At 71.5% G+C, this 26,391-nt stretch carries 25 protein-coding genes; 13 read left to right on the top strand and 12 right to left on the bottom strand.

The features are described 5' to 3' along the window. The first annotated feature begins 200 nt into the window (after positions 1-200). From V7050_RS00775 to V7050_RS00765, 3 genes are all read left to right on the top strand, one after another. On the top strand, positions 201-824 hold the full coding sequence (locus tag V7050_RS00775) for a ParA family protein (RefSeq protein ID WP_324369402.1): 624 nt from the start codon (positions 201-203) through the stop codon (positions 822-824). Between the two features lie 22 nt (positions 825-846). Next, positions 847-1,626, top strand: coding sequence for an SDR family oxidoreductase (locus V7050_RS00770; RefSeq protein WP_324369400.1), 780 nt, complete (start codon positions 847-849; stop codon positions 1,624-1,626). A 94-nt stretch (positions 1,627-1,720) separates the two neighbouring features. Beyond that, positions 1,721-2,854: an ABC transporter ATP-binding protein gene (locus V7050_RS00765; RefSeq protein ID WP_442885335.1), complete on the top strand. Its 1,134-nt coding sequence runs from the start codon at positions 1,721-1,723 to the stop codon at positions 2,852-2,854. Positions 2,855-3,105: 251 nt separating this feature from the next. Here V7050_RS00765 and V7050_RS00760 read toward each other — a convergent pair whose 3' ends face one another. Beyond that, positions 3,106-3,369 (bottom strand): hypothetical protein, encoded by a 264-nt coding sequence (locus tag V7050_RS00760; RefSeq protein ID WP_324374065.1) that lies wholly within the window; start codon positions 3,367-3,369, stop codon positions 3,106-3,108. A gap of 154 nt (positions 3,370-3,523) precedes the next feature. Here V7050_RS00760 and V7050_RS00755 point away from each other — a divergent pair, with 154 nt between their 5' ends. From V7050_RS00755 to V7050_RS00735, 5 genes are all read left to right on the top strand, one after another. Beyond that, positions 3,524-5,524: a BTAD domain-containing putative transcriptional regulator gene (locus V7050_RS00755; protein ID WP_324374067.1), complete on the top strand. Its 2,001-nt coding sequence runs from the start codon at positions 3,524-3,526 to the stop codon at positions 5,522-5,524. A 138-nt stretch (positions 5,525-5,662) separates the two neighbouring features. Beyond that, positions 5,663-5,884: a twin-arginine translocase TatA/TatE family subunit gene (locus V7050_RS00750; protein ID WP_324369396.1), complete on the top strand. Its 222-nt coding sequence runs from the start codon at positions 5,663-5,665 to the stop codon at positions 5,882-5,884. A gap of 26 nt (positions 5,885-5,910) precedes the next feature. Beyond that, a complete protein-coding gene (gene tatB / locus V7050_RS00745) occupies positions 5,911-6,303 on the top strand; it encodes a Sec-independent protein translocase protein TatB (RefSeq protein WP_324369394.1) in 393 nt (130 codons plus the stop codon). Further along, positions 6,300-7,151 (top strand): twin-arginine translocase subunit TatC, encoded by an 852-nt coding sequence (gene tatC / locus V7050_RS00740; protein WP_324369392.1) that lies wholly within the window; start codon positions 6,300-6,302, stop codon positions 7,149-7,151. The genes tatB and tatC overlap by 4 nt, the downstream gene beginning before the upstream one ends. Next, positions 7,148-7,999, top strand: coding sequence for an ATP-binding protein (locus tag V7050_RS00735; RefSeq protein ID WP_324369390.1), 852 nt, complete (start codon positions 7,148-7,150; stop codon positions 7,997-7,999). Before tatC ends, V7050_RS00735 begins: the two co-directional genes overlap by 4 nt. 195 nt (positions 8,000-8,194) lie before the next feature. On the opposite strand, the gene V7050_RS00730 is transcribed toward V7050_RS00735, so the two are convergent. The 6 genes from V7050_RS00730 to V7050_RS00705 all read right to left on the bottom strand — a co-directional run bounded on the left by V7050_RS00730 (position 8,195) and on the right by V7050_RS00705 (position 16,995). Then, positions 8,195-8,563: a cupin domain-containing protein gene (locus V7050_RS00730; RefSeq protein WP_324365056.1), complete on the bottom strand. Its 369-nt coding sequence runs from the start codon at positions 8,561-8,563 to the stop codon at positions 8,195-8,197. A 3-nt stretch (positions 8,564-8,566) separates the two neighbouring features. Continuing rightward, entirely contained in the window at positions 8,567-9,637 is a 1,071-nt protein-coding gene (locus V7050_RS00725) for a LysM peptidoglycan-binding domain-containing M23 family metallopeptidase (protein ID WP_324365054.1), read from the bottom strand. Between the two features lie 85 nt (positions 9,638-9,722). After that, positions 9,723-10,370, bottom strand: coding sequence for a protein-L-isoaspartate(D-aspartate) O-methyltransferase (locus V7050_RS00720; RefSeq protein ID WP_324365052.1), 648 nt, complete (start codon positions 10,368-10,370; stop codon positions 9,723-9,725). Between the two features lie 10 nt (positions 10,371-10,380). Further along, positions 10,381-11,166 (bottom strand): 5'/3'-nucleotidase SurE, encoded by a 786-nt coding sequence (gene surE, locus V7050_RS00715; protein WP_324365050.1) that lies wholly within the window; start codon positions 11,164-11,166, stop codon positions 10,381-10,383. Positions 11,167-11,254: 88 nt separating this feature from the next. Continuing rightward, positions 11,255-12,976, bottom strand: coding sequence for a ShlB/FhaC/HecB family hemolysin secretion/activation protein (locus tag V7050_RS00710; protein WP_324365048.1), 1,722 nt, complete (start codon positions 12,974-12,976; stop codon positions 11,255-11,257). Further along, entirely contained in the window at positions 12,973-16,995 is a 4,023-nt protein-coding gene (locus tag V7050_RS00705) for an MBG domain-containing protein (RefSeq protein WP_324374068.1), read from the bottom strand. Before V7050_RS00705 ends, V7050_RS00710 begins: the two co-directional genes overlap by 4 nt. A gap of 282 nt (positions 16,996-17,277) precedes the next feature. On the opposite strand from V7050_RS00705, the gene V7050_RS00700 reads away from it, so the two are divergent. Both V7050_RS00700 and V7050_RS00695 read left to right on the top strand, forming a co-directional pair. After that, positions 17,278-18,039 (top strand): S1 family peptidase, encoded by a 762-nt coding sequence (locus V7050_RS00700; protein WP_324365041.1) that lies wholly within the window; start codon positions 17,278-17,280, stop codon positions 18,037-18,039. A 94-nt stretch (positions 18,040-18,133) separates the two neighbouring features. Next, positions 18,134-19,339: an FAD-dependent monooxygenase gene (locus V7050_RS00695; RefSeq protein ID WP_324365039.1), complete on the top strand. Its 1,206-nt coding sequence runs from the start codon at positions 18,134-18,136 to the stop codon at positions 19,337-19,339. A 102-nt stretch (positions 19,340-19,441) separates the two neighbouring features. Here V7050_RS00695 and V7050_RS00690 read toward each other — a convergent pair whose 3' ends face one another. The 3 genes from V7050_RS00690 to V7050_RS00680 all read right to left on the bottom strand — a co-directional run bounded on the left by V7050_RS00690 (position 19,442) and on the right by V7050_RS00680 (position 21,932). Beyond that, entirely contained in the window at positions 19,442-20,080 is a 639-nt protein-coding gene (locus V7050_RS00690) for an outer membrane protein (protein ID WP_324365037.1), read from the bottom strand. A 146-nt stretch (positions 20,081-20,226) separates the two neighbouring features. Then, positions 20,227-20,691: a glycine zipper 2TM domain-containing protein gene (locus V7050_RS00685; RefSeq protein ID WP_324374071.1), complete on the bottom strand. Its 465-nt coding sequence runs from the start codon at positions 20,689-20,691 to the stop codon at positions 20,227-20,229. A 95-nt stretch (positions 20,692-20,786) separates the two neighbouring features. Beyond that, on the bottom strand, positions 20,787-21,932 hold the full coding sequence (locus V7050_RS00680) for a deoxyguanosinetriphosphate triphosphohydrolase (RefSeq protein WP_324365033.1): 1,146 nt from the start codon (positions 21,930-21,932) through the stop codon (positions 20,787-20,789). Positions 21,933-22,017: 85 nt separating this feature from the next. Here V7050_RS00680 and V7050_RS00675 point away from each other — a divergent pair, with 85 nt between their 5' ends. Further along, positions 22,018-22,338 carry a HesB/IscA family protein gene (locus V7050_RS00675; RefSeq protein ID WP_324365058.1) on the top strand — a complete coding sequence of 107 codons (321 nt, stop codon included), beginning with the start codon at positions 22,018-22,020 and terminating at the stop codon, positions 22,336-22,338. Positions 22,339-22,508: 170 nt separating this feature from the next. Continuing rightward, positions 22,509-23,291, top strand: coding sequence for an exodeoxyribonuclease III (gene xth / locus V7050_RS00670; protein ID WP_324365031.1), 783 nt, complete (start codon positions 22,509-22,511; stop codon positions 23,289-23,291). Between the two features lie 126 nt (positions 23,292-23,417). Here xth and V7050_RS00665 read toward each other — a convergent pair whose 3' ends face one another. Further along, the gene (locus V7050_RS00665) at positions 23,418-23,954 is read right to left on the bottom strand and encodes a hypothetical protein (RefSeq protein ID WP_324365029.1); all 537 of its coding nucleotides are present in this window, start codon (positions 23,952-23,954) and stop codon (positions 23,418-23,420) included. Positions 23,955-24,231: 277 nt separating this feature from the next. Here V7050_RS00665 and V7050_RS00660 point away from each other — a divergent pair, with 277 nt between their 5' ends. Beyond that, complete coding sequence (locus V7050_RS00660) at positions 24,232-24,894, top strand: outer membrane protein (protein WP_324365027.1); 663 nt, start codon at positions 24,232-24,234, stop codon at positions 24,892-24,894. On the opposite strand, the gene V7050_RS00655 is transcribed toward V7050_RS00660, so the two are convergent. Then, entirely contained in the window at positions 24,891-26,291 is a 1,401-nt protein-coding gene (locus V7050_RS00655) for a helix-turn-helix domain-containing protein (RefSeq protein ID WP_324365025.1), read from the bottom strand. The two genes, V7050_RS00660 and V7050_RS00655, sit on opposite strands and share 4 nt — an antisense overlap. Positions 26,292-26,391: the final 100 nt, after the last annotated feature.

Raw genomic sequence — 26,391 nt, 5'->3', positions numbered from 1 at the left:
CGCCCGTCACGCCAACGGCGTGCCTCCGGCACGACGCGGGCGCTTCGCACCCGCCCGGGTCGGGCGCTGCCCTCTTCTTGTGGCGGGGCGATCGAGGAAGAGAGAACTGGGTTCCCACGCGATCGCCTCGCGGGATGCCTCAACGCGGGTTGCGTCGCGGCGAAATGACCCTAACCTGCGAGCGGGAAAAGGGGACGCCCATGCAGACGATTCTCGTCGCGAACCGGAAGGGCGGCTGCGGGAAGACCATGACCGCGATCACGCTCGCCGCGGCGCTCGCCGGGCGCGGGGCCAGGGTGGCGCTGGTCGATGCCGACGCCCAGAAATCCGCCATGCGCTGGCTCCGGCAGCGGCCGGTGGGCGTGCCGGTGATCGCGGGGCTCGACTGGTCGTCGAAGGGCGACGTGGGCGAGGTGCCGCGCGGCTTCGACTGGCTGGTGATCGATGCGCCGGGCGCGCTGCGCGGCGGCCGGGCCGAGGCGCTGATCGCCGAGGCGGGCACCGTGATCGCCCCGGTGCTGCCCTCCTATTTCGACGCCGACAGCACGAAGCGGTTCCTGCGCGACATCGAGGCGATCAAGCGCATCCGCAAGGGCAAGGTCGGGCTTCACGTGGTGGCCAACCGGGTGCATCCCAACCAGCGCGCGACCGCGCGGCTCAGGGAGTTCTTCGCCGGCCTCGGCCAGGAGCCGATCGCCTGGATCAGCGACCGCGCCGCCTATGGCGAGCTGGCCGAGCAGGGGCTCGCGATCTTCGACCGCCGCCAGCGCGCCTTCGCGCCGATGCAGGCGCAATGGGCACCGGTGCTCGCGGCGCTCGACTGACATTTTCGAACGGGGGAAGACCATGGATCTCGGCATCGGAGGCAAGCGCGCGATCGTCTGCGCAGGATCGAAGGGGCTCGGGCGCGGCTGCGCCGAGGCGCTGGCCGCGGCCGGGGTCGACCTGGTGCTCAACGCCCGCGGGGTCGAGGCGCTGGAGGCGACCGCCGCCGCGATCCGCGACCGGCACGGGGTGCAGGTGACCACGGTCGCCGCCGATGTCACGACCGGCGAGGGGCGCGCGGCGCTGCTCGCCGCCGGCCCCGGGCCCGACATCCTGGTGACCAATGCCGGCGGCCCGCCGCCCGGGCTCTGGAGCGACTGGTCGCGGGAGGATTTCATCAGGGCCCTCGACGCCAACATGCTGGGGCCCATCGCGCTCATGCAGGCGGTGCTGCCGGGCATGATGGCGCGCGGCTGGGGGCGGGTGGTCAACATCACCTCGCAATCGGTCAAGGCGCCGATCCTGGCGCTCGGGCTCTCGAACACGGCGCGCACCGGGCTGACCGGCTTCGTGGCCGGGACGAGCCGGCAGGTGGCCTCGAAGGGGGTCACGATCAACAACCTGCTGCCCGGCATCCACGACACCGACCGGGCCGAGGCGCTCGACCGCGACGTGGTGGAGGCCGAGGGCCTCTCCATGGAGGCGGCGCGCGCCAGGCGTGCGGCCGGCGTTCCCGCCGGGCGCTACGGCACGGCGGCGGAATTCGGCGCGGCCTGCGCCTTCCTCTGCTCGGTCCATGCCGGCTTCATCGTCGGGCAGAACATCCTGATCGACGGCGGCGCCACCTTCGCGACGATCTGAGGCGGCGCGGCTCCCCGGGGCTTGTCACACCCTGGAACGGTGGTTATTTCGGTCGATACCCGATGAAAACAATCGGAATACATGGGGTGCGCCCGTGAAGGACATCCGACCGGATCCCGGGGAGATTCGGCTGGCCGTGGAGGATATCGGGCATTCCTACGACGGCACGCGCGTGCTGGAGGGGGTGTCGCTGGAGCTCGGCCGCGGCGAGGTGACCTGCCTGCTCGGCCCCTCCGGCTGCGGCAAGTCGACGCTCCTGCGCATCGTCGCCGGGGTGGAGCGGCAGGACGAGGGCGTCGTGGTCGTGGGGGGACGGGTGGTGTCGGACGCGACGCGCCACATGCCGCCCGAGCGCCGCGGCATCGGGCTCATGTTCCAGGATTTCGCGCTCTTCCCGCATCTGAGCATCGCCCGGAACGTGGCCTTCGGATTGCGCGGCCCGGCGCCGGAGCGGGCCGAGCGGGCGCGGGCGCTGCTGGCGCGGGTCGGGCTGGAACGGCACGGCGCCAAATATCCCCATCAGCTTTCGGGCGGCGAGCAGCAGCGCGCGGCGCTGGCCCGCGCCCTGGCGCCGCGGCCGCCGATCCTTCTGATGGACGAGCCCTTCTCCGGGCTCGACAACCGGCTGCGCGACGGCATCCGCGACCAGACCCTCGACATCCTGAAGGAGGAAGGCACGGCGGTGCTGCTCGTCACCCACGAGCCGGAGGAGGCGATGCGCATGGCCGACCGGATCGCGCTGATGCGCGACGGCCGCATCGTGCAGCAGGGCGCGCCCTACAACATCTACAACAACCCCGTGGACAAGGAGGCGGCGATGTTCTTCTCGGACGTCAACGTGATCCACGGCGTGGTGACGAATTTCGCCACCGAGACGCCCTTCGGCCAGTTCCTGACGCCGGGCCTCGCCGACCGGGCGGATGTGGAGATCATCATCCGGCCGCAGCATCTGAAGATGGATTTCGACCGCAACGGCGCCGGCCCCCTGCCCACGCCGTCGGACGGCGTGCCCGCGCGCGGGCGGGTCAGCCGGGCGCGCTTCATGGGCCACCGCAGCATCGTCGAGCTGACCATGGATCACGACGGCTCGCAGCTCAAGGCGACGGTGCCGGGGGTCTTCCTGCCCCGGCCCGGCACGCCGCTCTGGCTCTCGCTGCGCCGGGACCGCTGCTTCGTCTTCCCCTGCCGCGAGCAGAGCGTGCTCAAGAGCCCCTATTTCGCGCAATAGACCGGCCGGGCCGAAGCTCGGACAGCTACGTTCGCGGGTCTCATACCAGCGGTCCTCTCAGCCGAACCATTCCGCTCGGGCCGCGCCGGCCCTTCCGGGGTCTGGCCCGCAGGCGCGCCGTCCAGGGCCGACCCGTCCCGATCCCCGAACGGCGGCGATGCGGTGCCCCTCTCTTGCCTCGCCCGGTCCGGGGGAAAGCGGCGCGGATCGCGTGGGGCGCGGCCTTTTGCCTGGCCGGGGGGCCGCATGTCTCAGGGGCCCTGCAGGCGCGCCGCGACGGATCGGGGTGCGGTCAGTGATCCGGCCGGACGCGACTGAAACCGACTATCCCACAGGCGCGCGAGCGCGAGGATCAGACGGTATGTGCCGGCCTGCACCGCCAGCGACCGGTCGTCCGGGCGCACCCCGGGTCCGAATGCGGCGATCGAAGGCGGAAGGTAGCCGCCGAGCGGGCCTTGGCCCCTCTCGGTTCCGGATGCGCGGGTTTTCGTCGAGCCTTGGTTCTGCGCAGTCATGAGCGATCTTTCCTCCTGTTCGATGCGGCGAAGTGGTAGGATCGACCGTAGTCGCGGAGGGGGATCGCAGCGGGACGGGCAGCGGGAACCCAACGGGAAAGCGCCGGTAGGCCGGTATCCCGCCCGGCCTCGTTCCGATTCCTCTGGAGGGGGAATGCCCGTCCTGGATTTGCTTTCGCTCGGAAGGTTCGAGGTCCGGCTGGCGGATGGCGCGGCCGTGAGCATCACCGGGCAGAAGGATCGCGCCATGCTCGCCTTCCTCGCGCTCGATTCGGGCGCCCCGCAGAGTCGCGAGCGGCTGGCCGGATTGTTCTGGAGCGATTCCGACGACGCGCGGGCGAGGGACAGCCTGAAACACGCCCTGGCGCGACTGAAGGCGGTCCTGGGCGATGCCGGCGAGGCGGTGTTGCAGGCGGACAGGCACGCCGTCCGGCTTTCCGCCGACGAGATCCGTTTCGACGTGCGCGATTTCGAGGGTCTGGTCCGCCGGGGTTCCCGCGCGCAGCTCGAACGGGCGCTCGACCTCTATGCTGGTGACTTCCTCGAAGGGGTCTCCCTTGGGGGAGCCGAGGCGGAGGACTGGCTTCTGGCGGAGCGTCGGCGGCTGCGCCGCATTGCCGAGCAAGCGGCAACCTCGCTGGTCGCTACCTTCGGTAACGGTCAGGATCTGGCGGAGGGAGAGTCCGCGGCGCGAAGGGCGCTGCGGCTCGATCCGCTGAACGAGCCCGCATACCGCCTCCTGATGAAAGTGAAGGCTTCCTCCGGCGACACCGTCCAGGCGCTGCGGGTCTTCTCGGAGTTTCGCGCGCTGCTCGACCGGGAGCTCGCGGTCGCGCCGGAACCCGAGACGGTCGCGCTTCACGACGCCATCCGGGCAAGCCGCGTCCCGCCGCGGGAGGCGCCGCGATCGCGCGCCGATGCGAAGCCCGGCCTGGCCACGGCGGAACCGACGCCGCCTTCCACGCGGCCGTCCATCGCCGTTCTGGCGTTCGAGACGCTCGGGGACGATGCGCGGCGGGACTATTTCGCCGACGGCGTCGTGGAAGAAATCATCGCCGCGCTGTCGCGGGTGCGCGGGCTTTTCGTGATCGCCCGCAACTCCAGCTTCGCCTTTCGCGGTCGCTCCGCAGACAGCAAATCCGTCGGCGAGGCACTGGGTGCGCGCTATCTCCTGCGCGGCAGCGCCCGCCAGGATGCGCGCAATGTCAGGATCACTGCCACCCTTATCGATTCCATCGCCGGCACGGTGATCTGGTCGGACAGCTTCCAGGGAGCCCTGACGCGCGTTTTCGAGTTGCAGGACCGGATCGCCGGCCGGGTCGTCGGCGCGCTGCTTCCCAGGGTTGAGGCGGCCGAGATCGCCCGCGCCTTCCGCAAGCCCACCGAAAGTCTCGACGCCTATGATCTCTACCTGCGCGGGCTGGCGGCGATGCATCTCTGGACCGAAGAGGGGAGCGCCGAGGCGATTTCCCTGTTTCGGCGGGCGAGCGAGCTCGACCCCGACTTCGCGGCCGCCTACGGTATGGCCGTGCGCTGCTACTCCCAGCGCAAGGCCTGCGGCTGGGTCCGGAACCGGGCCGAGGAGACGGCCGAGGTCGCGCGCCTCGCGCGGCTGGCGGCGGATTGCGGACCCGATGACGCGCTCGCACTGGCGACGGCCGGGATCGGGTTCGGCTTCGTGGTCGGGGATCCCGCGAAGGGCGCGCGGTTGGTGGAAAGGGCGCTGGAGCTCAACCCGAACCTCGCGCTCGCTTGGCTATTCAGCGGTTGGATCCAGGTCTGGCTCGGCCGGCCGGACCTCGCCATCGGGCATATCGAGCGCGCCATGGGCCTGAGCCCGCAGGATCCGCAATACGCCATGATGCAGGCCGCGACGGGCTGCGCCCACTTCTTTGCCGGAAGGGAGCGGGAGGCCGTGGACTGGGCCGAGCGGGCGGTCCTCATGCAGCCGAACTACTGGATCGCCTGGTGCGTCCTGTCCGCGGGCCGAGCCGCCCTGGGCGATGTCGCCGGCGCGGGGCTCGCGCTCGATCACGTTCTGCGGATCGATCCGGGTCTGCGGCTATCGAACCTCGATGCGGCCTTTCCCATTGCCGGCGCGGCGGAGATCGCGAAATGGAAGGGCGCGATGCGGATCGCCGGGCTGCCGGAATGACGGGAATCGTTACCGGTTCCCCATCACACGCAGGTTCGCCGGTCGTTTGGGGTTTGAATGCGGACCGCAGACGCAATATGTGTGGCCGGTAGGCAGGCGGCGCCCGTGGCGCGGCCGGCTTGGCAATGGAGACGACAAATGCTGAACAACATCGGTCCTGCCGGCCTGATCCTGATTGCGATCGTCGTGCTGGTCCTGTTCGGGCGCGGCAAGGTCGCGGGCCTCATGGGCGAGGTCGGCAAGGGCATCACGAGCTTCAAGCGCGGCCTCAAGGACGGCACCGACGAGATCGAGAACGCCTCGCGCTCGGCGGCCGCGGATGCCGCCCGCGACGTCACGCCCGAGAAGGACAAGGTCTGACCGCTCCGGCCGGGTGAGTCAGGGACATGTTCGACATCGGCTGGTCGGAGCTTCTGCTCATCGGCATCGTGGCGCTGATCGTGGTCGGGCCCAAGGAACTGCCGGGCCTCTTCCGCACCGTGGGGCGCTTCATGGGCAAGGCGCGCGGCATGGCGCGCGAGTTCCAGCGCTCGCTGGAAGAGGCCGCCGATGAATCCGGCCTGAAGGATGCGGCGAGCGGGTTGAAGTCCCTCGACCGGATCAACCTGAATTCGGCCACGAGCTCGGCGCGCAAATACGCCGCCTCCGCGGTAACCGAGCCGAAGGCGGCGGCGAAGCCTGCGGCGGCCCCGGCCCCGGCGCCGGAAGCGGAGGAGCCGCCGGCCGCCGCCGCGAGCGCGCCCGCGGCCGAGAAGACCGACGGCGCGGCGGGACCATGAAGGACAACGAGATCGACGACACCACCGCGCCGCTGATCGAGCATCTGGCGGAACTGCGCACGCGGCTGATCTATTCGGTGCTCGCCTTCACCGTGGCGATGGTGCTCTGCTTCGTGGTGGCGCGGCCGATCTTCAACTTCCTCGCCCAGCCGCTCGCGAAACTTCTCGTCGAGCATGGCCAGGAGCCCGACCTGATCTTCACCGGCCTGCAGCAGGGCTTCATGGTGCAGATCAAGATCTCGATGTTCGGCGGCTTCGTCGCCGCCTTCCCGATCATCGCCTATCAGTTGTGGCGCTTCGTGGCGCCCGGCCTCTACCGGCAGGAGAAGCGCGCCTTCCTGCCCTTCCTGATCGCCTCGCCGGCGCTCTTCGTGCTCGGCGCGGCCTTCGCCTATTACGTGATCCTGCCGCTCGCGTTCGACTTCTTCCTGAGCTTCCAGCAGATGGGCCCGGAGAGCTTCGAGGCCGGCGACGAGGTCGGCATCCAGTTCCTCGGCACCATCAACGAATATCTCGGGCTGACGATGAAGTTCATCATCGCCTTCGGCCTCTGCTTCCAGCTGCCGGTGCTCCTGACCCTGATGGCCAAGGCCGATCTCGTCACCGCCAAGGGGCTCGGCGACGTGCGCAAATACGCCATCGTCGGCATCCTGACGCTGGCGGCCATCGTCACGCCGCCCGACGTGGTGACGCAGGTGATCCTCTTCAGCGTGGTCTACGGCCTCTACGAGATCTCCATCGTCCTGGTGCGCATGGTCGACCGGCGGCGCGAGGCCGAGCTGCGGGCGCAGGGGCTCTGGGACGAGGGCGAGCCGGCGGCCGAGGGCGCGGGCGAGGACGGCGCGTGAGCGAGGAGGCCGCGCGGGCGCTCGCGCGGATCGCCTCGGCGCTGGAGCGCATCAGCCCGCCGCCGCAGGCCGCGCCGGATCTGGGCCTCGCGGAGGCCTTCGTCTGGCAGACCGGCCCCGACCGGCTCGAGCCGGTGGCGCGGGTGGCGCGGGTCGATCTGGGGCTCCTCGTCGGCATCGACCGGGCGCGGGACACGCTGCTCGGCAATACCCTGCAGTTCGCCCGCGGCTATCCCGCCAACAACGTGCTGCTCTGGGGCGCGCGCGGCATGGGCAAGTCGTCGCTCGTCAAGGCGGTTCATGCCGAGGCGGCCCGCGCGGTGCCGGGGGTGAAGCTGATCGAGCTCCATCGCGAGGATCTGCCCTCGATCGGCCGGCTGCTCGCCAGCCTGCGCGGCCAGGCGGCGCGGGTGATCCTCTTCTGCGACGACCTCAGCTTCGACAAGGACGACAGCCATTACAAGTCGCTGAAGGCGGTGCTCGACGGCGGCATCGAGGGCCGGCCGGAGAACGTGGTGCTCTACGCCACCTCGAACCGGCGGCATCTCATGCCGCGCGACATGATCGAGAACGAGCGCCAGTCGGGGGTGAATCCCTCGGAGGCGGTGGAGGAGAAGGTCTCGCTCTCCGATCGCTTCGGGCTCTGGCTCGGCTTCCACGCCTGCAATCAGGATGATTTTCTGGCGATGATCCGCGGCTATTGCGACGCCTACGGCATCGCGATCCCGGAGGCGGATCTGCGCGCGGAGGCCATCGAATGGTCCCAGACCCGCGGCGGCCGCTCCGGGCGCGTCGCCTGGCAATACCTCACCGACCTGGCGGGGCGGCGCGGGGTGCGGCTGGACTGATGGCGGTTTTGCCACCCTGGACGGCGTGCGAAGCGCGCCGGCCCCCGGGACGGCCGGCGCGGCCCGATCGCCACGGGTCGATCGGGCTGGGGACACCCCGGCCGCGGGAGGAACAGGAGTCGACGGCGAGGGCCGCTGGTTTTATGCGTCTTTTTGCGGGGGGTGTTCTTCCGATCCGTTCGGCCGGAACCCGGCTCAGGCGGTTTCCGGGTCGGGCAGGTCGGTCTGGATCCAGCGGTCGCTGAGGTGGATGTCGACGGTGTCGAGGCGGCCCTCGCCGATATTGGCGAACTTGTGCGGGATCCCGGCGGGGCCGAGCAGCACGTCGCCGGTCTCGGCCTCGATCCTGGTCCCGCCGATGGTGAAGAGCGCGCGGCCCTCGCGGATGATGAAGACCTCGTCATAGGGATGGACGTGCCAGCCCGGGCCCTTGCCCTTCTCCTCGTTGGCGTAGAAGAGCACCGTCACGCCGGTGCCGAGGTCCCGGCCCTCCACATGGCCGTGCCAGAAGTCCCGCAGCGAATTCCACTGCGCATGGGGAACCCGGACGGGCTCGCGCGCCACGCCTCAGCCGCCGACGTAGGGCGTCGGATCCACGCTGGTCGTGCCGCGGAATACGTCGAACTGCAGCTCGGGCTTGTCGCGGGGCGCGACCTTGCCGATCACCTCGCCGGCCGAGACCGTCGCGCCCTTGGTGACGGTGACGTCCGACAGGGTCGAATAGGTGGTCATCAGGTCGTCGTTGTGGCGGATCAGCACGATGGTGCCCTGGCCGCCGAGCTCCTCGGAGATCAGCGCGACCTCGCCGGCGGCCGCGGCCTTGACCGGGGTTCCCGGCGCGGCCGAATAGCCGATGCCGTTGGGGTTCGCGGGATTGTAGGGCCGGTTGACGGAACCGCTGACCGGCGGCGAGAGCCTTCCGCCCGGCGGGGTGCGGTACTGGCCGAGATTGGGCGAGCTCGGCGCGACGGCGGTGGTGATGTCCTGCGGCAGCGGCGCGGCGGCGCTGGGCGGCGCGGTCACCGGCGTGCCCTGGCCCGGCTCGGTATCGGCCGAGCCCGAGATGCGGTTCGCGTCGCTGACGATGGGGATCAGCAGCTCCTGGTTCACCCGGACGGTGAGATCGGGGCCGAGGCCGTTCCACGAGGCGAGCGACGTCACCGAGACGCCGTAGAGCCGCGCGATGGAATAGGCCGTCTCGCCGGCCTCGACCCGGTGCCGGACCGGGTCGATCAGCGGATCGGCCTGGCCGTTCTGGAAGGGATTGCCCGCCGGCGGGTTGCCGGGCGCGCCGTTGATCGCCGCCGAGGCCTGCTCCGGGCTCCAGCCCAGGGGGGTCGTCGAGACCTCGCCGGTGGTCAGGTCCGATCCGGTGGGACGCGGCACGCTGTCGGGCAGGAGCAGCACCTCGCCCGCGCGCAGGCGGTAGTCGAGCGGCAGCGCGTTGCGGCTCGCCAGCGCCTCGGGGGTCGTGCCGACCCGGGTGGCGACGGTCGCCATGGTGTCGCCGTTCTGCGCCACGGCCACCTGATAGGTGGCATAGGTGATGACGCCGCGGGAATCCGGCGCCGCATTGGGCACCACCGCGGCGCTGCCGCCCGCGCCGACGCCCTGGTTACAGGCCGCGGTCCCGATCATCAGGGCCCCCGCCGCCAGATTGCGCAGTATCGGCCCCCGGCATCCCCAAGCCATCATCCCGCTCCCATATGATGGTGCCTGCCCTTCAGTCCAATACATCCTGTGCCACGCCTTCGACAAGGGGCACGAACCGGACCGCGCCGAGCTCGGTGTATTCCAGCCCTTGGGCGGTCTTGACCACCTTGATGAGCTGCTGCACCGAATGGCTCTGGCCGACCGGCAGCACCATGATCCCGTTCTCGCGCAGCTGCTCGATCAGCGTGCCCGGCGCATCCTCGGCCGCCGCCGTGACGATGATCCGGTCGAAGGGCGCCTGTTCCGGCAGTCCCAGCGAGCCGTCGCCATGCACCACGGTGACATTGTGCAGCCCGAGGTCGAGGAAGAGCTCCCGCGCCCGGCGCGCCAGCCGCCGGTGCCGCTCGACGGTATAGACCCGCCGGGCGAGCCTGGCGAGGATCGCCGCCTGGTAGCCCGAGCCGGTGCCGATCTCGAGCACCTTGCAGCGCCGCGTGATCTCGAGCGCCTGGGTCATCAGCCCGACCACCGTCGGCTGGCTGATGGTCTGGCCGCAGGAGATCGGCAGCGGCGTGTCCTCGTAGGCGCGGTCCTGGAAGATGCCTTCGAGGAAGCGTTCGCGCGGCGTCGCCTCCATCGCCTTGAGCACTTCGGCATTGGTCACGCCGCGGGAGCGGAGGGTGAAGACGAACTGCATCTGCCGCTCGAAGGGGTCCATGGCGCGCTCCTCAGGCCAGGGCCCCGGCCAGGGGCGCGACGAGGCCGTGGGCGGTCAGATCGGCCGTGAGCGGCGTGACGGTGATATAGCCGTCGTGGCAGTCGCGGCTGTCGGTGCCGGGCGCGGTATGGGCATTGCCGCGGCCGTGGGTGAGCCAGAGGAAGCTGCGGCCGTTCGGCGCCGTCTGCGGCGCGACGCCGAAGGTCGGGGCGTCGCGATGGCCCTGGACGGTCGCGCGCAGGCCGCGCACCGCGCCCGGGTCGAGCGCGGGAAAGTTGACGTTGTAGAAGACGTCGTAGCGCTCGCCGGTCCAGACGCCATGGGCGAGCAGGCGGCGGATCACCCCGGCGCCATGGGCGCGGGCCGGGGCGAAGGTATCGGCCGAGGCGGCGGCGCCCGGCGCGTGGTATTGCGAGAGCGCCACCGAGGGAATGCCGTGGAGCGCCCCCTCCATCGCGCCGCCCACCGTGCCGGAATAGAGCGTGTCCTCGGCGACATTGTGCCCGCGGTTGACGCCGGAGAGCACGAGGTCGGGCGGGGATTTCGCGAGGATCTCGTTGAGCCCGGCGAGCACGCAATCCGCCGGCGAGCCCTCGACCGCATAGCGGCGCTCGGCGAGATGCTCGATGCGCATCGGCCGGATGTAGGAGACGCAATGCGAGACTCCGGATTGCTCGAAGGCCGGGGCCACGACCCAGATCTCGCCCCCGTCCCCGGCGATCTCCACGGCGATCGCCTCGGCGACTTCGAGGCCGGGCGCGGTGATGCCGTCGTCATTGGTGATCAGGATGCGCATCGCCGGTCCCCCATGGTCCCGGCCGTTCTATGGGATGCGGCATCCGCCGTCCAGCGCCGCACCGGAGGCGCGGCGCCGGGGGGAGGGGTCAGAAGCGCGCCACGACGCCGATGAAGCCGCGGGTCTCGAGGCCGGAGCGGGTGGTGTCGGTGGCCACGCCCTCGGTCTGGCGCACGATCTCCGGCGTGATCGAGAGCCAGGGCCGGATGTCGATCCGGGCGCCGATGCCCACCGAGCCGAGCGGCTCCCATTGCTCGCCGTCGCGCTCGCCGGTCCGGTCGTAGGCCTGGCCGTAATCGGCGAAGACATAGCCCTGGGCCGCCGAGAGGCCGGTATTGCCCATCATCTCCGGCCCGAATTCGCGGCGCAGCTCCAGCCGCAGGCCGTAGCCGGAATCTCCCGTGGTATTGCCGGGCGCGAAGCCGCGGCCGATGGTCGAGACGCCGAGCCCGAAGCGCTCGGTATTGGGCAGGACGTTCGCGGCGTATTGCCCGATCGCCTCGCCGAAGACCGACCAATCGCCGGTGCCGATCTGCTGCAGCCGCGAGAGCACCAGCGAGCCATAGGTGAAATCGGTGCTGCCGGAGGCCGGGCCCGGGTCGCCGATGCTGGCGCCGAGGATGTCGAGCCCCTGCTTGAGGCTCGCGTCCACCAGGTTCACGCCGCCGAAGCGGTCGGCGATGTCCCAGGTCAGCCGCGCCTCGAGGATCGACAGCCGGTCGGTGCTCGAGGTGTCGCTGGTGCCGGTGAAGGCGGTGTCGCTGGTGCTGTCGCGCCAGCCGAGGGCGAGCCGTCCGAAGAGGTTCTGCGAGCGCGTGCGCACGAAGGGCACGATCAGCCCGGCGGCGAGGTCGGTCTCGCGGGTGGTGACCGTCAGGTCCTGCTGGTAGCCGCTCTTGGCGAGATCGGGGTCCGCGTGCGAATAGTTGCCCGAGATCTCCAGCCGTCCGCCGTCGAGCCAGGTGCCGATCAGCGGCTCGAGCGGCGCGTCGAAGACCGCGCCCCCGAAGGCGAGCGAGCCGTCGCCCGGCGCCGCCACGACCAGGCCGTCGAGCCGCTCGTTGAGGCCGAGCAGGTTGTAGCTCGAGCCGCCGGCGCTGAGCGTCCAGGTGCCGTAGAGCCGCGAGCCGCGGTTGTCGACCGCGGCGAAGCCGGTGAAGGGGTCGGGGGTGATCAGCACCCCGAGATCGGCGGCGGCGAAGACGTCCGGCGAGGGCTCCAGCACCGTCTCGACCGAAGGCCCGAAGGTGTCGCGCGAGAGCAGCACGGCGCGCTCCAGCGTGGGCAGCGCCGCCGGGCGCTCGGCCACCACCGGCGCGAAGAGCCGACTCGCCAGCGCCTGCTGGTTCGCCGCGCCGCCGGTGATCTCGATGCGGTCGACGAAGCCCTCGACCACCACGATCTCGACATCGCCCTGCTCGATGGTCTGGGCCGGGAGCAGCGCCTGCGACAGCACGAAGCCCCGGGCGCGGTAGCGCGCGCCGATCCGCGCCGCGATGTCCTCGAGCGTCGCCAGGGTGACCGGCGTGCCGATGAGCTCCGCCCAGATCGGCGCGAGCTCCGCCTCCGGGATCGCCGTCGCGCCACGCAGGCTGACGTTGCGCAGGGTGAAGCTCGGGCCGGTGCCGACCGCCTCGGCGATCGGGCCGTCCGCGCCGGGCTCCTCGGGCGGGCTCACCTCGCCTTCGGGCCGGTCGAAGACGCCGGGGGGCGGCGGCGGGATCAGCTCGACCGCCGGCTGGGCGAAGGCGGGATGCGCCGCCGCGAATGCGGCCGCGGTGGCCGCGAGATGGAGGATCCTGCGCGTCACTGGCTCTCTTCCGCCCTCGTTGTCCAGAAGGATTCCGCGAATGTCTGCCGCGTGCAGCCCGCCTCGCTGCCCGCCCGGTTGATCGGGCCGCTGCAATCGGCGCTCCCGCCCTGGGCCAGGCCGCCTTCGGCGAGGCCGCCCGAGGCCGGCACGAAGCCCTGGGCATCCGCGCCGGCGGGCGCCGCGGAAGCGGCCGGCACGTATTGCACGACGTCGCCGAGCGAATAGGTCAGCAGGAACGGATCGGCCAGCGCCGGCGGCGCCTCGGCGATGGTGGTGCGGAAGGTCGCGTCCCCCGGCGTCAGCGGCGGCACGCCGCGCTCGAACCGCTCCGCCGCCCCGGCGATGCCGAAGGGCGCGGGCGCCTGCGGCTGGGCGCCGCCCGGCGTGACCGTGAGCAGGCCGTCCACATAGGCGATCGCGTAGTTCCGGCTCGCGAGCCCCTCGGGCGTGATGGCGTAGCTGCCCGCCGGGCTCGCGGGGGTCGCGGGCGTCGCGAAGGCGAGTTCGCCCCCGAGATCGGCGATCGACTGGTCGAGCACGAAGCCGCTGATGGTGGCGGTGAAGGGCGGGTTCGCGCTTCCCTCCGGCCGGCTCGCGTCGTTCGCCACGACGCGGAGCGCGGCCTTGGCCACGGTCATAGTGCCGTCGGTGGAGGTGATGGCGTAGTTGCGGCTGGTCAGCGTGTCGCCGGTGATGGCGTAGCGGCCGGCGTTGCTGGCCTGCGTCGCGTTGGTGGTGAGCGCGCCGCCGAGCACGCTGGCGTCCTGGCCCAACACGAAGCCGGTAAAGGTCGCGGTGAGCGAGGGATTGGCGGCGCCGTAGGTGCGGGACTTGTCGTCGACCACGACGCTGAGCGCGGCTTTGCCCACACTCATAGTGCCGTCGACATAGCTGATCGCGTAATTGTCGCTGCTTTGGCCCGAGGCGGTGATGGCGTAGCTGCCCGCGTCGCTCGCCTGGGTGGCGGCGGTGGCAAGCGTCAGGGTGCCGTCGAGATCGGCGATGCCCTGGCCGAGCACGAAGCCGGAATAGCTCGCGGTGAGCGGCGGATTGGCGGAACCGTAGATGCGGGACTTGTCGTCGGCGGTGATCGTCAGCAGGGCGGGGTCGACGGTGAGCAGGCCGTCGCGGAGGTCGAGCCGGTAGCCTTGGTCGGAGGGCGTGGCGGTGACGTCGGTGGCGTAGCTGCCGACGGGCGCGGTCGCGGCGGCGCCGTCGCTGGCCACGTCCGGTCCGGTCGCGAGCGCGGTGCCGAGGCTGTCGCCGGGGCGCAGGCCGGCGACGGTCAGCCCGGGCGTCACCGCGGTGCCGTAGGTCTTGTCGAGGGTGTCGCCGGTGATGGTCAGGACCGGCCGCTCGCCGTAGATGATGCGGTTGCCGCCATAGGTGACCAGGGAGGGCGGCGTGTCGGCGAAGAGCCGGCCGTAGAGGTCGAAATTGCCCGAGGTGGGCTCCGCTCCCACCAGCCCGTCGAAGCGGTCGATGTAGAGCAGCCAGCGCGCGCCGCCTGTTGTGGTTTCCAGCGCGTCGGTGCCGGCATCGTTGCGGAACTGCCGCCCCGCGGCGACCACGAGCGAATCGCCGGCGCCCGTCGCGCGCAGGCCGGCGCCCGCGCCGATGCCGACGCGCTCCTGCGAGATGAGCGCGATCTGCGCCGCCTCGACCGGCGCGCCGATCTCGACGGTCCCGGTGCCGGAGGTGGAGACGCCGAGCCGGACGGAAGAGGCGTAGGAGGAGGGCGCGCCGCCGGGGGTGCTGGGCTCGAGCACGAAGGTCCGGTTCGCCGCGAGGCCGAAGAGCGGCTCGACCAGGGCGGTGATCGCACCCGAAAGCGCGACATTGCCGCCGTTGTCGCCGCCGGTGCCCGCGCGCACCGGGCCGTCCCAGCTCTGGGTTTCGGCCCGCATCGCCAGATCCGCCCGGTTCAGCGCCGCGACGCGGCCTTCCGAGACGCCGTTGCGCAGCAGGATCGTCCCGGCGTTCATGGTGATCGAGCCGCCCTCGCCGGCGGCGACCTCGGCGAAGGTATTGTCGGCGCTGCCGCCGAAGACCTTGATCCATGGTGCCGTCAGCGTCACGTCGCCGGAGGATCCGGAGCTGCCGAGCCGCACCCAGCGGCCGCTCGCGCTTTCGCCCTGGATCCGGATCCTGTCCCCGGCGGTCACGTTCAGGTCGCCCGAATCGGAGAAGACCTGGATGTTGTCGGCGGACGCGGTGCTGAACCGCCGCAGGACCACCGACCCCTCCGTGGCTTCGAGGTCGAGGTCGCCGCTTCGGGTCGTCACCCGGAGATTGCCCGCGGGGCGCCAGGTGCCGATGATGTCGCCTTTGCGGGCCAGCATGGCGATGCGGCCGGTCCCGGTGGCGCGCACGTCGGCGTCGATGGCGATGGCCTCGCCCGCGGTCAGGATCAGGTTGCCGGTGCCGCTCGACTGGATCGCATTCGTGATGCGGAGGTCCTCGCCGGCGGTGGCGGTGAAATCGCCGTCCTTGGTGCTGACGGAGGCGTCGAAGACCACGTCGCCGTCGGCGAGCAGCGTGAGGTCGCCGCTGCCGGTCCAGTTCAGCGCGCGCCGGAAGACGATGTCGCCGTCGGAATTGCCGGGGTTGCCCGGGGTGGTGCCGTCGGCATCGGTGGTGATGACCACTTTGCCGCCGGCGTTGAGCGCCTGGCGCAGCGAATTGGTGTTCACCGTCCAGATGCCGGGTCCGTCCGGCGGGTTGTTGACGCCGGGCGAGACGGCGGCGCCGCCGTTGTCGATCTCGACGTTGCGCGGATCGAGCAGCCAGGTGCCGCCCGCGCCGGTGGAGACGGCGGCCAGCGGCCCGATGGCGAGCGCGAACTTGCCGGAGGTCTCGACGAGCCCGCCGCCGGCGCCGCCTTCGGCCGCGATGCGCCCGTCGAAGATCGTGGTGCCGTCGGCCCAGGCGATCACCGTGCCGCCCCTGCCGGTTTCCCCGGTGGCGGTGATCACGGCACCTTCGGCGATCGTCACATGGTCGGCGCGGCGCAGCGGGCCCTTGCCGCGCAGGTCGCCGCCGATGCGCACATTGCCGCCGTCATGGCCGCCGCGGGCGCCGATGCGGGCCGCGCCCTCGACCGCGACGGTCTCGCCGGTGACCGTGACCGAGCCGCCGCCGGTTGCGCCCGCGGCCGAGACCGTGCCGCCGATGCGGACCTTGCCCGAGCCGCGGCCGGTCAGCTCGACCCTGCCGCCGCTGCCGCTGCTCGAGCCGGCGCGGATCACGCCGGTGGTGTTGATGACGCTGTCGATCGCGCTCGCGGCATCGCCGGCGGTCAGGAGCACGCGGCCCGCGCCCGCGTCGATCAGGCCGGAATTGACCACCCCGCCCCGGGCGGGATTGCCGTCGACCGCGATCTGGATCGCGCCGTCGCCGTTCAGGTCGATCGTGGTGCGGGTGCCCGAGGCGAGGGCCACCGTGCCGGTGCGGGCGTAGATCGCGCCGGCATTCTCGACATTGCCGCCGACGAGCGCGGCCAGCCCCGTCTCGCCGATCGTCACCTCGCCCTGGTTGACCACCCGGGCGCCCGGGCGCTCGCCGCCGCCGATCGCGAGCCCGCCGCCCTGCTGGAAGCGCGCGGCATCGACGGTCTGCGAGGTCGCCACGAGCCCGCCCAAGTCGAGCTTCGCCCCCTTGGAGAAGAGCACCCCGGCGGTGTTCTGGATGATGACGGTGCCCGGCGCGGTGATCGAGCCCTGGATGACGCTCTTCGACACGGAATTGACGCGGTTGAGCGTGGCCGAGGACTTGCCCGGCTGGTCGAAGACGACCCTGTGCGCGCGGCCGACGTCGAAGCTCTTCCAGTCGATGACGGCGCGCTCCGAGGTCTGGCGGATCGTCGATTGCCGGGTCGTCTGCGAGATGCGCGCGGCGCCCGAGGCCACGGTCCCGCCCTGCGGCGACTGGGCCACGGCCGGGAAGGCGCCAAGGGCGAAGGCCGAGACCCCGAGCAGGATGAGCGCCCGCGTCGGGCGGCCAGGCTTCGTGCGCATCGGAACCCTCGTCACTATCGTTTCGCGGATACTGGTCAAAAGTGATTCAACTTTTCGTAGAACTACCCGAAGTGGTGCAGCGAAATCAAACACAACCTTTCCGATTCCCGGCGATCGTTGCAGTTATGCCCGCCGCCGCTCCGGCAGGGTCGGGGCGCAGAAATCGCTTAACGATCAAGTTTAGGCACTGATCCGGGTCGCGTTAGCCGGGCGGTAAGGGCCGCGGCCTAGCTTTTCCCCGTGCGCCGGCATGGGGGTCCGGCGGCTGGGGTGGGGAAAATCATGGGTGACCGGCATGGTGTCGGCGCGCGGCTGGCCGTGCGTCGCAGGGGGATGATCGTCGCGACGGTCCTCCTGGGCTTCGCCTGCGCGCTGGGCTTCCGGGGCGATGCCTCCGAGCGCGGGGGGCGGGCGCTCGACCATCACCTCACGGTCTTCAACGGCAGGATCGTCGGATCGGCCTTCGTGATCGCCGAGGGGCTCGCGGTCACCAATGCGCATGTGGTGCGCGGGCTTCGTCCCGGCGGGCGCCTCGACCTCGTCGCCTCCGGCCCGGGGCGCGCCAGGGGCGCGGGAATGGTGCTCGCGATCAGCCCGCGCATGGATCTCGCGGTGCTCTCGGTGCCGGGCGGCCTCGCGCCGCCGGTGCCGGGGGAGGATGCGCCCCGGGTCGCGGGGCTCGCGGTGGTCGCGGCCGGGATCGATGCGGGCGGCGGCCGGCGCGGCCTGCCGCGGCTGGAGCTGGCCGGCCGCGTCATCGACCCGGCCAACGATTCCACCGGCTTCGGCCCCGGGCTCGTCGCCCTTCTGCCCGGGGTGCGGCCGGGGTTCTCGGGCGGGCCGATGTTCGACCGCACCGGCCGGCTGGTGGGAATGATCGCGGCGATCCGGCCGGCGCGCTCGGCAGCGGCCGCCATGCCGATGGCCGCCTCCGGCTTCGCCCCGAAGCAGCGGCGCGCGGCCGCCGCCGAAGAGGCGCTCGTGCTGCGCGCGGGCGAGCTCAGGGCCGAGGCGCAGCGCCTGTTGCGGAGCGCCCGCCGCTAGCCGGGAGGTGGCGGAGGGCGGAGGCGGGTCGATTCCGGCCTGACGCCGGGCGCAGTCTGTCCTATAGAGCGGCCGTCCGGACCGGGGGGATGGCATGGCGCTTGCGGGACGCGAAATCGCGGTGATCGGCGCGGGGATCGGCGGCCTCGCCGCCGCCACGGCGCTGGCGCAGCGGCGGGCCAGGGTCACGGTCTTCGAGCGGGCGCCGGCGCTCGGCGAGGTCGGCGCCGGATTGCAGGTCGCCCCCAACGGCGTGGCGGTGCTGGAAGCGCTGGGGATGCGCGATGCCGCCGAGGCCCGGGCCGGCCTCCCCCAGGGCATCGAATTGCGCGACCATCGCTCCGACCGCATCCTCGCCCGCGTGCCGCTGGGCCCGACCAGCGTCGCGCGCTACGGCCGCCCCTACTGGCATTTCCACCGCGCCGATCTGCTGGCGCTGCTGGCGGAGGCCGCGCGCGAGGCCGGCGTCGAGCTGCGCCTCGGCACGGCGATCACCCAGGTGGCCGACACCGCGCAGGGGCTCCGGGTGGTGCCGGAGGCGGGCCCCGAGCATGCCGCGGAGATCGTCGTCGGCGCGGACGGCATCCGCTCGCGCCTGCGCGCCGACTGGCTGGAGGGGCAGCCGCCGCGCTTCACCGGCCATGTGGCCTGGCGCGGGCTGGTCGATGCGGCGCGGCTGGGCGCGCCGGGGCTCGCCGAGGTGGCGCGGGTCACGGTCGGGCCGGGGCGGCATCTCGTCACCTATCCGCTGCGCGGCGGGCGGCAGGTCAATTTCGTGGCCGTCGAGGAGCGCGCCTCCTGGACGGCGGAGGGCTGGATGGAGGCGGACGATCCGGCCAATCTGCGCCGGGCCTTCGCCGATTGGGGCGGGCCGGCGGCGGATCTGCTCGAGGGGGTGGAGGAAACCTTCCTCTGGGGGCTCTTCGATCACCCGCCGCTGCCGCGCTGGGTGACGGGCCGGATCGCGCTCCTGGGCGATGCCTGCCATCCGATGCTGCCCTATCTCGCGCAGGGCGCGACCATGGCGCTGGAGGATGCCTGGGTCTTGGCCGCCGAGCTCGACGTGGCGGAGACGCCGGAGCGCGGGCTTCTCGCCTACGAGGCGCGGCGGGCGCCGCGGGCGGGGCGGGTGCAGCGGGCTTCGGCGCGGAACGGCCGGATCTTCCACCTGCGGCCGGGCATTCGCGATGCCGCGCATCTGGGGCTGCGGGCGGTGAGCGTCACGGCGCCGGGCCTGCTGACGCGGCGATTCGACTGGCTCTTCGGGGCGGATGTGGTGAGCGACCGGGCGACGGGGTGACGTCCCGGGCCGGTGGCCGTTCCGGTTGACCGATGCGGAGATCCGGAGGCCGGGCCCTGGGAGAGGGCCGCGCCCGGCGCGGCCCGCGTCGCATTCACCCGGTCAGAAGCTGTAGGCCGCGCCCAGCAGCAGGTCGAAGCTTTCGAAGCCGGAGTCGAGCGAGAACCCGTCCGCGCCGTCGAGCGATCCGCTGTTGACCGAATACCAGCGCGCCTCGCCCATCACCGTCCAGTCCGGCGTGAGCCGGTAGCCGACGCCGCCGATCAGCTGCCAGGCGAAGAGCCCGCCGCTGTCGAAGGATCCGTCGTCCTCCGACTGCAGGTCGATGTTCGCCCCGCCGATGCCGGCGCCGAAATAGGGCTGGAAGGCGCCGTCCGCCCCCATGCCGTCGAGCCGGTAGATCGCGTTGACCATCACCGCGTTCGACCGCGTGTCGCCGCTGACCTGACCCTTCAGATCCGCCTGCCGGAAGCCGTATTCCAGCTCCAGCCCGATGTTCGGGGTGTAGTTGTATCCGACCGCGACCCCGAGCACGTAGCCGGTGTCGTAGTCGAGCTTGACGTCGACATCGGTGCCGCCGCCGAGGAACTGCAGCTCGTTCTCCTCGCCCGAGGGCCAGGTCGCGCCGCCGAAGCCCTTGAGATAGAAGGAGCCGCCGAACCCCTGCGCCGAGGCCGCGCCCGCGCCGGCCGCCAGCGTCGCGATCGCCGCGGCCGCGAAGAACCTCGATCGTCCCGTCATGATCTCACCTCGATCAGCATTGCACGATCCCGCATCTTCGGCGCGGCCGCCGCCCAGGTGAAGATGTCCCGGCAGCTTCTCCGCGGCTGTTGCGGGCCGGCAACAAGGGCCGGCACCGCAGCCGCGCGGGACGCGCCGGACCAACCTCAGGGCAGGAGCCGGGTCGTGCCGTCGGCGCTCTGGATCACCTGCACCCGCTGGCCCATCGAGAAGACCGGCTCGGCCTGGATGACCGCGATGGTGCGCCCGTCGTCGAGCCGGACCGTCCATTGGGTCGACTGCACCGTGGTCGCCGCCCCGGCCACCCGGTTGCCCGCCGCGGCACCCGCGGTCGCGCCCGCCACCGTCGCGATGTCCTGGCCGAGGCCGCCCCCGACCTCGTTGCCGAGCAGCCCGCCGGCCAGGCCGCCGGCCAGCGTGCCCACGACCTCGGCCGTCTTGTTGCCGCCCTGCACCTGCACCGGCTGGGCGCCGATGATCTCGCCGAAGGACACCGACTGCGCGCCCTGCGCCTGATTGGCGCTGACGAGGTTCCCGGTGTTCTGCGGCGTGCAGCCCAGAAGGCCCAGCGCCACCAGCGCCGCGCCGGAAACCTTCGCGAAATCCGTCATTCTCATCCTGTTTGCCTGCCTTTCGATCCTGTCGCCCGTCCGGACAACCCGGACCGAGATCCTGAAACCCGATTGCGGCGAAAATGTCCACCATCTCATGCCCGCACGTCCGGGTCGGTCAGCTTGCGGTGCTCCTGCAGCGCGAAGCGGTCGGTCATGCCGGCGATGTAATCCGAGACCACCCGCGCCCGCGCGCCGGTCCCGAGCCCGGCGCAGGCGTTCCATTCCGGCGGCATGAGCTCCGGCGCGTCGAGGAACATCTCGAAGAGCTCGCGCACCACCGCGCGCGCCTTGCGCCGCATCCGCTGCACCGTCCAGTGCCGGTACATGCGGTGATAGAGAAACTCGCGGATCACCTTCAGCTCCGCGAAGCTCGCCTCCGAGAAGCGCACCACCGGCACCCCGAGATGACGGATCGCCGCGGCGTCCTTCGGGTCATGCTCGGCGATCCGCGCCCGGCTCGTGGCCAGTACGTCCTCGACCAAGAGCCCGAAGAAGCGCCGCAGCGCCTCGTGCTCGCGCCGCGCCGGCGCCAGCCCCGGCCAGCGCGCGTCCACCTCGGCGATGCAGCGCCCGATCAGCGGCAGCGCGCGCAGATCCTCGAGGCTGAAGAGCCCCGCGCGCAGCCCGTCGGCGAGATCGTGGTTGTTGTAGGCGATGTCGTCGGAGATCGCCGCCACCTGCGCCTCGGCGCTGGCATGCGTCCCGAGCTCGAGGTCGTGCCGCGCGGTATAATCCGCCAGCGCCGCCGGAACCTCGCCCTTCACCGGGCCGTTGTGCTTGGCGATGCCCTCCAGCGTCTCCCAGGTCAGGTTCAGCCCGTCGAACTCGGCGTAATGCGCCTCGAGCCGGGTGACGATGGTCAGCGCCTGGGCGTTGTGATCGAACCCGCCCCAGGGTTCCATCACCGCCTGCAAAGCCTCCTCGCCGGTATGGCCGAAGGGCGGATGGCCGAGGTCGTGGGCGAGCGCCACCGCCTCGGCGAGCTCCTCGTTCAGCCCGAGCGTGCGCGCCAGCGTGCGCGCGACCTGCGCCACCTCGATCGAATGCGTGAGCCGCGTGCGGTAGTAATCGCCCTCGTGCTCCACGAAGACCTGGGTCTTGTGCTTGAGGCGGCGGAAGGCGGAGGAATGGATGATCCGGTCGCGGTCGCGCTGGTAGCAGGACCGGTGCGTGGAATCCTCCTCCGCGAAGAGCCGGCCCCGGCTGATCGCGGGCGAGGTTGCGAAGGCTGCTGGCATCTCCGGGCCGCCGTCCGTCTTGTCTCGCGGTCCTGCCGCGCCTAACTTCCCTCTAACGCATCCCGCCAGGGGTCGAAAGATGGACATAACTCTCCCGCCGCGCGTGACCGACCGCGCCTTCGCCCGGCTCGCCGAGATCGGCGCCGGCGTGCAATGCCTGCGCGTCGCCGTCGAGGGCGGCGGCTGCTCGGGCTTCCAGTACGACATCACGCTCGAGCCCGCGCCCGCCTCCGACGACCTGGTGCTGGAGAAGGACGGGTCGCGGGTGCTGATCGACCCGGTCTCGCTGCCCTTCCTCGCCGATGCCGAGATCGACTTCGCCGACGAGCTGATCGGCGCCCGCTTCGTGGTCAAGAACCCCAACGCCACCTCCTCCTGCGGCTGCGGCACCTCCTTCTCGATCTGACCCGCGGCGGATCGAGCCGCGGCCGTCCTGCGGGGGGCGGGGCGGGTCAGCCGGTGCGAGGCCCTTGCATGGCGCCGGCATGGCTCGCCCAGACCGTTTTCCGGCCCGCCGCCCTTGCGGTGCTTCGGTCCCGCTCCTAGGCTCCGCCCAGGCCAGCGCGGGATCCGGGGATGAAGATCGCCTCCTTCAACATCAATGGAATCAAGGCCCGCCTGCCGGCCCTGCTCGACTGGCTGGCCGAGGCCCGGCCCGACGTCGCCGTGTTGCAGGAGATCAAGTCGCTCGACGAGGCCTTCCCGCGCTCCGAGATCGAGGATGCGGGATACAATGTCGCGACCCATGGGCAGAAGGGTTTCAACGGCGTCGCGATCCTCTCCCGCCTGCCGCTCGAGGACGTCGCCCGCGGCCTGCCCGGGGACGCATCCGACGACCAGGCGCGCTGGATCGAGGCGACCGTCGTGGGCGAGCATGCCGCCCTGCGCATCTGCGGCCTCTACCTGCCCAACGGCAATCCCGCGCCCGGCCCGAAATACGACTACAAGCTCGCCTGGATGGAGCGGCTGGAGAGCCGCGCCGCCGCGCTGCTTGAGGCGGAGGAAGCGGCGGTGATCCTGGGGGATTTCAACGTCATCCCGCAGGCCGAGGACTGCCGCGACCCCAAGGCCTGGGAAGCGGACGCGCTCTTCCTGCCCCCGACCCGCGCCGCCTTCCACCGCCTCGTCAATCTCGGCCTGACGGACGCGCTGCGCGCCACCGACGCGAGCCCCGGCATCTACACCTTCTGGGATTTCCAGGGCGGGGCCTGGCAGAAGAACAACGGCATCCGCATCGACCATGTGCTGCTGACGCCGCAGGCGGCCGACCGCCTGACGGCCTGCGGGATCGACAAGGAGATCCGCAGCCGCGAGAGGCCCTCCGACCACGTTCCGATCTGGGTGGCGCTGGAAGCCTGAGACGCGCCCCTCCGGGCGACCGGATCGCGAGAGGCGCCACCGGCGCCCCGCCGCAATCGGTCCGGAGGAATGCCATGCGCGCCGCGCGGGGTGCGGCCTTCTCCTGAAGCCCGGCCGCGGCGGCGGTCAGGCGATCGTGCGACGGGTCAGCCGCGTGCCGAGCAGAAGTGCTACGACGGCGAGCAGCGCGAGGCCGAGCAAGACCCAGAGATACTGTTCCACATAGGCGACCGCGCCGGTGGCGAGGCCCAGCGCCAGCCCCAGCACCATCAGGCGCCAGCTGACATGGACGCCGCAGAGGAAGGTGCCGAGCGCGAGGATCAGCCCGTTGACGAGCCCGGTGTCGGCATTCGCCAACCGGCCTGAGGCGATGAAGAAATAGACGATCTGGACCGCCGCGAACACCCCGGCCCAGTGCAGGCCGAGACGGACGGCGCTGCGCGAACCGCGGAAATCCGGACCCGAATGCTGCCAGTCGACCGCGAAGGAAGCCAGGGCGAAGATCAGGGTGATCAGGGTCCAGTAGCTCTGTGTGCCGGCCGCCGACACGTCCGAGGCGGCGATGCCGGCGAAGGCGAGCGCGAGCAGCACCAGCGCGGCCAGGGCCTCCAGGAGGGCCTTGCGCGAGATGCGCGGAGACGCGGCTGCCGGTTCCTCGACCATGGCTCCCTCCTTCCCGGGCGATCTTGGACGCGGCCGGCAGGCATTGCAAGGGCAGGGTCCGGGGTCTCTAGGGTGATCGCTGCCCGGCGGTGCCTGGCCTCGGCGGAATCGTTGCACTGGGCACGCCCTGCGAGTTCGCGACGCCAGAGGCGCTCCCCTTGGCCCGGTCTCGCGGCCCGTGCCGGAATCCGTGGGGACGCCGTTGACCTTCGCGGGCGGCGCCCCAACATGAGAGGCGTTTCGCCCGGATCGGGCGCGGACAGCACAGGAGGGCAGAATGCACGGCTTCGATCGCACGAAACTCGCGGTCGCCCTGGCGGCGGGGACGATGCTGGCCGCCGGAGCGGCTTCGGCGCAGGGCTTCATGAGCGGCGGGCAATGGTACGTCAAGGGCTTCGGCGGCGCGACCTGGCCGCAGGACCAGTCGGGCGAGGTGAACAGCGGCGGCAGCTTCCTCGCGGATGGCGACGCCAGCTACGACACCGGCTACGTGCTCGGCGCGGCGGTCGGCTACGACTATACGCCGAACTTCGGGCTGGAGCTGGAATACGCCTATCGCGACGCGGACACGACCACCGAGCTCACCGGCATCGGCGAGAGCGGCGGCACGACCAATTCCAACGCGGTCATGCTGAACGCGCTCTACAAGTTCGACGGGATGGGCGCGGGCGGCGCGGTGCAGCCCTATGTCGGCGGCGGCCTCGGCTGGGCCAACATGGAATCGGACATCGACGACATCGGCTCGTTCAAGCGGGACAATGCCCTCGCCTGGCAGCTGATCGGCGGCGTCGGCTATGCGGTGAACCCGAACTGGTCGGTCGTGGGTGAGGTCCGCTACTTCGCCACCGACAGCGGAACGCTGGACGGCCCGGACAACCTCTCCTGGGAAGCCCAGGTCGAGACCGTCGATCTGCTGCTCGGCGCGGTCTACAAGTTCTAGCCGATCCGGTAGGGCAGCAGGCCGCGCTCGTCGGGATCGACCGTGAGCGGGCGCTCGAGCGGCGGGACGGCGCGCTGGTGGCAGTCGCGCCGCTCGCAGATGCGGCAGGAGACGCCGATGGGCTGGTAGGCGGCGTCGTTACGCATGTCGAGATCGTCGGCATAGACCAGCGCGCCGGCATGGGCGATCTCGCAGCCGAGGCCGATCGCGTAGCGCCGCACCGGCGCGCGGAAGCTGCCGCCGGGCTTGGAGACGTCGCGCGCGAGGCAGAGGTAGCGCGCGCCGTCCGGGGTCTCGGCCAGCTGCCGCAGGAAGCGGCCCGGGGTCTCGAAGGCGCGGTGCACGTTCCACAAGGGGCAGGCGCTGCCGAATCGGGCGAATTGCAGCCGCGTGGCGGAATGGCGCTTGGTGATGGTGCCGGCCTGGTCCACGCGCACGAAGAAGAAGGGCACGCCCTTGGCGCCGGGGCGCTGCAGGGTCGAGAGGCGCTGGGCGACCTGCTCGATGGAGGCCTGGAACTCGAGCGCCAGCGCCTCGATGTCGTGGCGCGCCGAGCCGGCGCGCTCGAGGAAGCGCCCGTAGGGCAGGAGGGCCGCGCCGGCGAAGTAATTGGCGAGCCCGGTCTTGCAGATCGCCCGCGCCGCCTCGGTGCGGAAGCGGGCGAGATCGAGCGTCGCCTCGAGCAGGTCGTCGTGCTCGATCATCGCGACCTGGTGCAGGGCCTGGAAGACCTGGCTCGCCGGGGCGGCCTCGGCGGCGAGGGTGAGCCTGCGCGCCCCGGCGTCGAAGCGGCGCAGCGGGCCGCCGGGCTCGGTCGCGAGCGCGATGCCGTGGCGCTCGGCGAGCCGGGCTTCGAGCGCGGCGCGGCGGTCGCCGGGGGCGAGCTGCGAGGCGAGGCGCTCGGCGGCGCGGTCGATGGCGTCGATGTAATTGTCGCAGTAGTGGAAGAAGTCGCGCACCTCCTCCCAGGGCAGCGGGCTGAGCGCGCCCTCCTCGCGGCCGATGGCCTCGTTGAGCTGGGCGAGCCGGTCCTGGGTCTCGCGATGCGCCCGGTGCAGGGTGAGGAAGGCGCGGGCGAAGTTGGGGGCGTTGGAGGCGACGAGCTGGATGTCGCCCGGCGGCGGCACCATGCCGAAGACCGGATCGGCCAGCGCCTCGCGCATGTCGGCAGCGATGCGCTCGTGGGCGCCGGCGGCGAGCTCGCTCACGTCGACGGCGAATTCCTCGACCAGGGCGAGGATCACCCTCGCCGAGACCGGGCGGTGGTTGTTCTCCATCTGGTTGAGATAGGAGAGCGAGACGCCGAGCCGCGCCGCGTATTCGGCCTGGGTCAGCCGCAGCCGCGCGCGGATCTCGCGCAGCTTGACCCCGGCGTAGAGCTTGGCCTGCTGTGCCATGACTTCGCAATATTGCAATTCGCAGTACGCCTTTGCAATACGCTTTGCAAATCTGCCGATGTCCGCTTGCCGCGATCCGGGCGATCTGGCAATGCCTGCC

Origin of the sequence: Amaricoccus sp. (assembly GCF_036846665.1) — a bacterium.
GTDB lineage: Bacteria > Pseudomonadota > Alphaproteobacteria > Rhodobacterales > Rhodobacteraceae > Amaricoccus.
The sequence above is the reverse complement of the archived record's forward strand: the minus strand, read 5'-3'. Positions and strand labels throughout refer to the sequence as shown.

Coding starts and splice junctions, on each gene's coding strand:
- V7050_RS00775 (WP_324369402.1), top strand. CDS start 201: ATGCAGACGATTCTCGTCGCGAACCGGAAGGGCGGCTGCGGGAAGACC.
- V7050_RS00770 (WP_324369400.1), top strand. CDS start 847: ATGGATCTCGGCATCGGAGGCAAGCGCGCGATCGTCTGCGCAGGATCG.
- V7050_RS00760 (WP_324374065.1), bottom strand. CDS start 3,369: ATGACTGCGCAGAACCAAGGCTCGACGAAAACCCGCGCATCCGGAACC.
- V7050_RS00755 (WP_324374067.1), top strand. CDS start 3,524: ATGCCCGTCCTGGATTTGCTTTCGCTCGGAAGGTTCGAGGTCCGGCTG.
- V7050_RS00750 (WP_324369396.1), top strand. CDS start 5,663: ATGCTGAACAACATCGGTCCTGCCGGCCTGATCCTGATTGCGATCGTC.
- tatB (WP_324369394.1), top strand. CDS start 5,911: ATGTTCGACATCGGCTGGTCGGAGCTTCTGCTCATCGGCATCGTGGCG.
- tatC (WP_324369392.1), top strand. CDS start 6,300: ATGAAGGACAACGAGATCGACGACACCACCGCGCCGCTGATCGAGCAT.
- V7050_RS00725 (WP_324365054.1), bottom strand. CDS start 9,637: ATGATCGGGACCGCGGCCTGTAACCAGGGCGTCGGCGCGGGCGGCAGC.
- V7050_RS00720 (WP_324365052.1), bottom strand. CDS start 10,370: ATGGACCCCTTCGAGCGGCAGATGCAGTTCGTCTTCACCCTCCGCTCC.
- surE (WP_324365050.1), bottom strand. CDS start 11,166: ATGCGCATCCTGATCACCAATGACGACGGCATCACCGCGCCCGGCCTC.
- V7050_RS00705 (WP_324374068.1), bottom strand. CDS start 16,995: ATGCGCACGAAGCCTGGCCGCCCGACGCGGGCGCTCATCCTGCTCGGG.
- V7050_RS00700 (WP_324365041.1), top strand. CDS start 17,278: ATGGGTGACCGGCATGGTGTCGGCGCGCGGCTGGCCGTGCGTCGCAGG.
- V7050_RS00695 (WP_324365039.1), top strand. CDS start 18,134: ATGGCGCTTGCGGGACGCGAAATCGCGGTGATCGGCGCGGGGATCGGC.
- V7050_RS00690 (WP_324365037.1), bottom strand. CDS start 20,080: ATGACGGGACGATCGAGGTTCTTCGCGGCCGCGGCGATCGCGACGCTG.
- V7050_RS00685 (WP_324374071.1), bottom strand. CDS start 20,691: ATGACGGATTTCGCGAAGGTTTCCGGCGCGGCGCTGGTGGCGCTGGGC.
- V7050_RS00680 (WP_324365033.1), bottom strand. CDS start 21,932: ATGCCAGCAGCCTTCGCAACCTCGCCCGCGATCAGCCGGGGCCGGCTC.
- xth (WP_324365031.1), top strand. CDS start 22,509: ATGAAGATCGCCTCCTTCAACATCAATGGAATCAAGGCCCGCCTGCCG.
- V7050_RS00665 (WP_324365029.1), bottom strand. CDS start 23,954: ATGGTCGAGGAACCGGCAGCCGCGTCTCCGCGCATCTCGCGCAAGGCC.
- V7050_RS00660 (WP_324365027.1), top strand. CDS start 24,232: ATGCACGGCTTCGATCGCACGAAACTCGCGGTCGCCCTGGCGGCGGGG.
- V7050_RS00655 (WP_324365025.1), bottom strand. CDS start 26,291: ATGGCACAGCAGGCCAAGCTCTACGCCGGGGTCAAGCTGCGCGAGATC.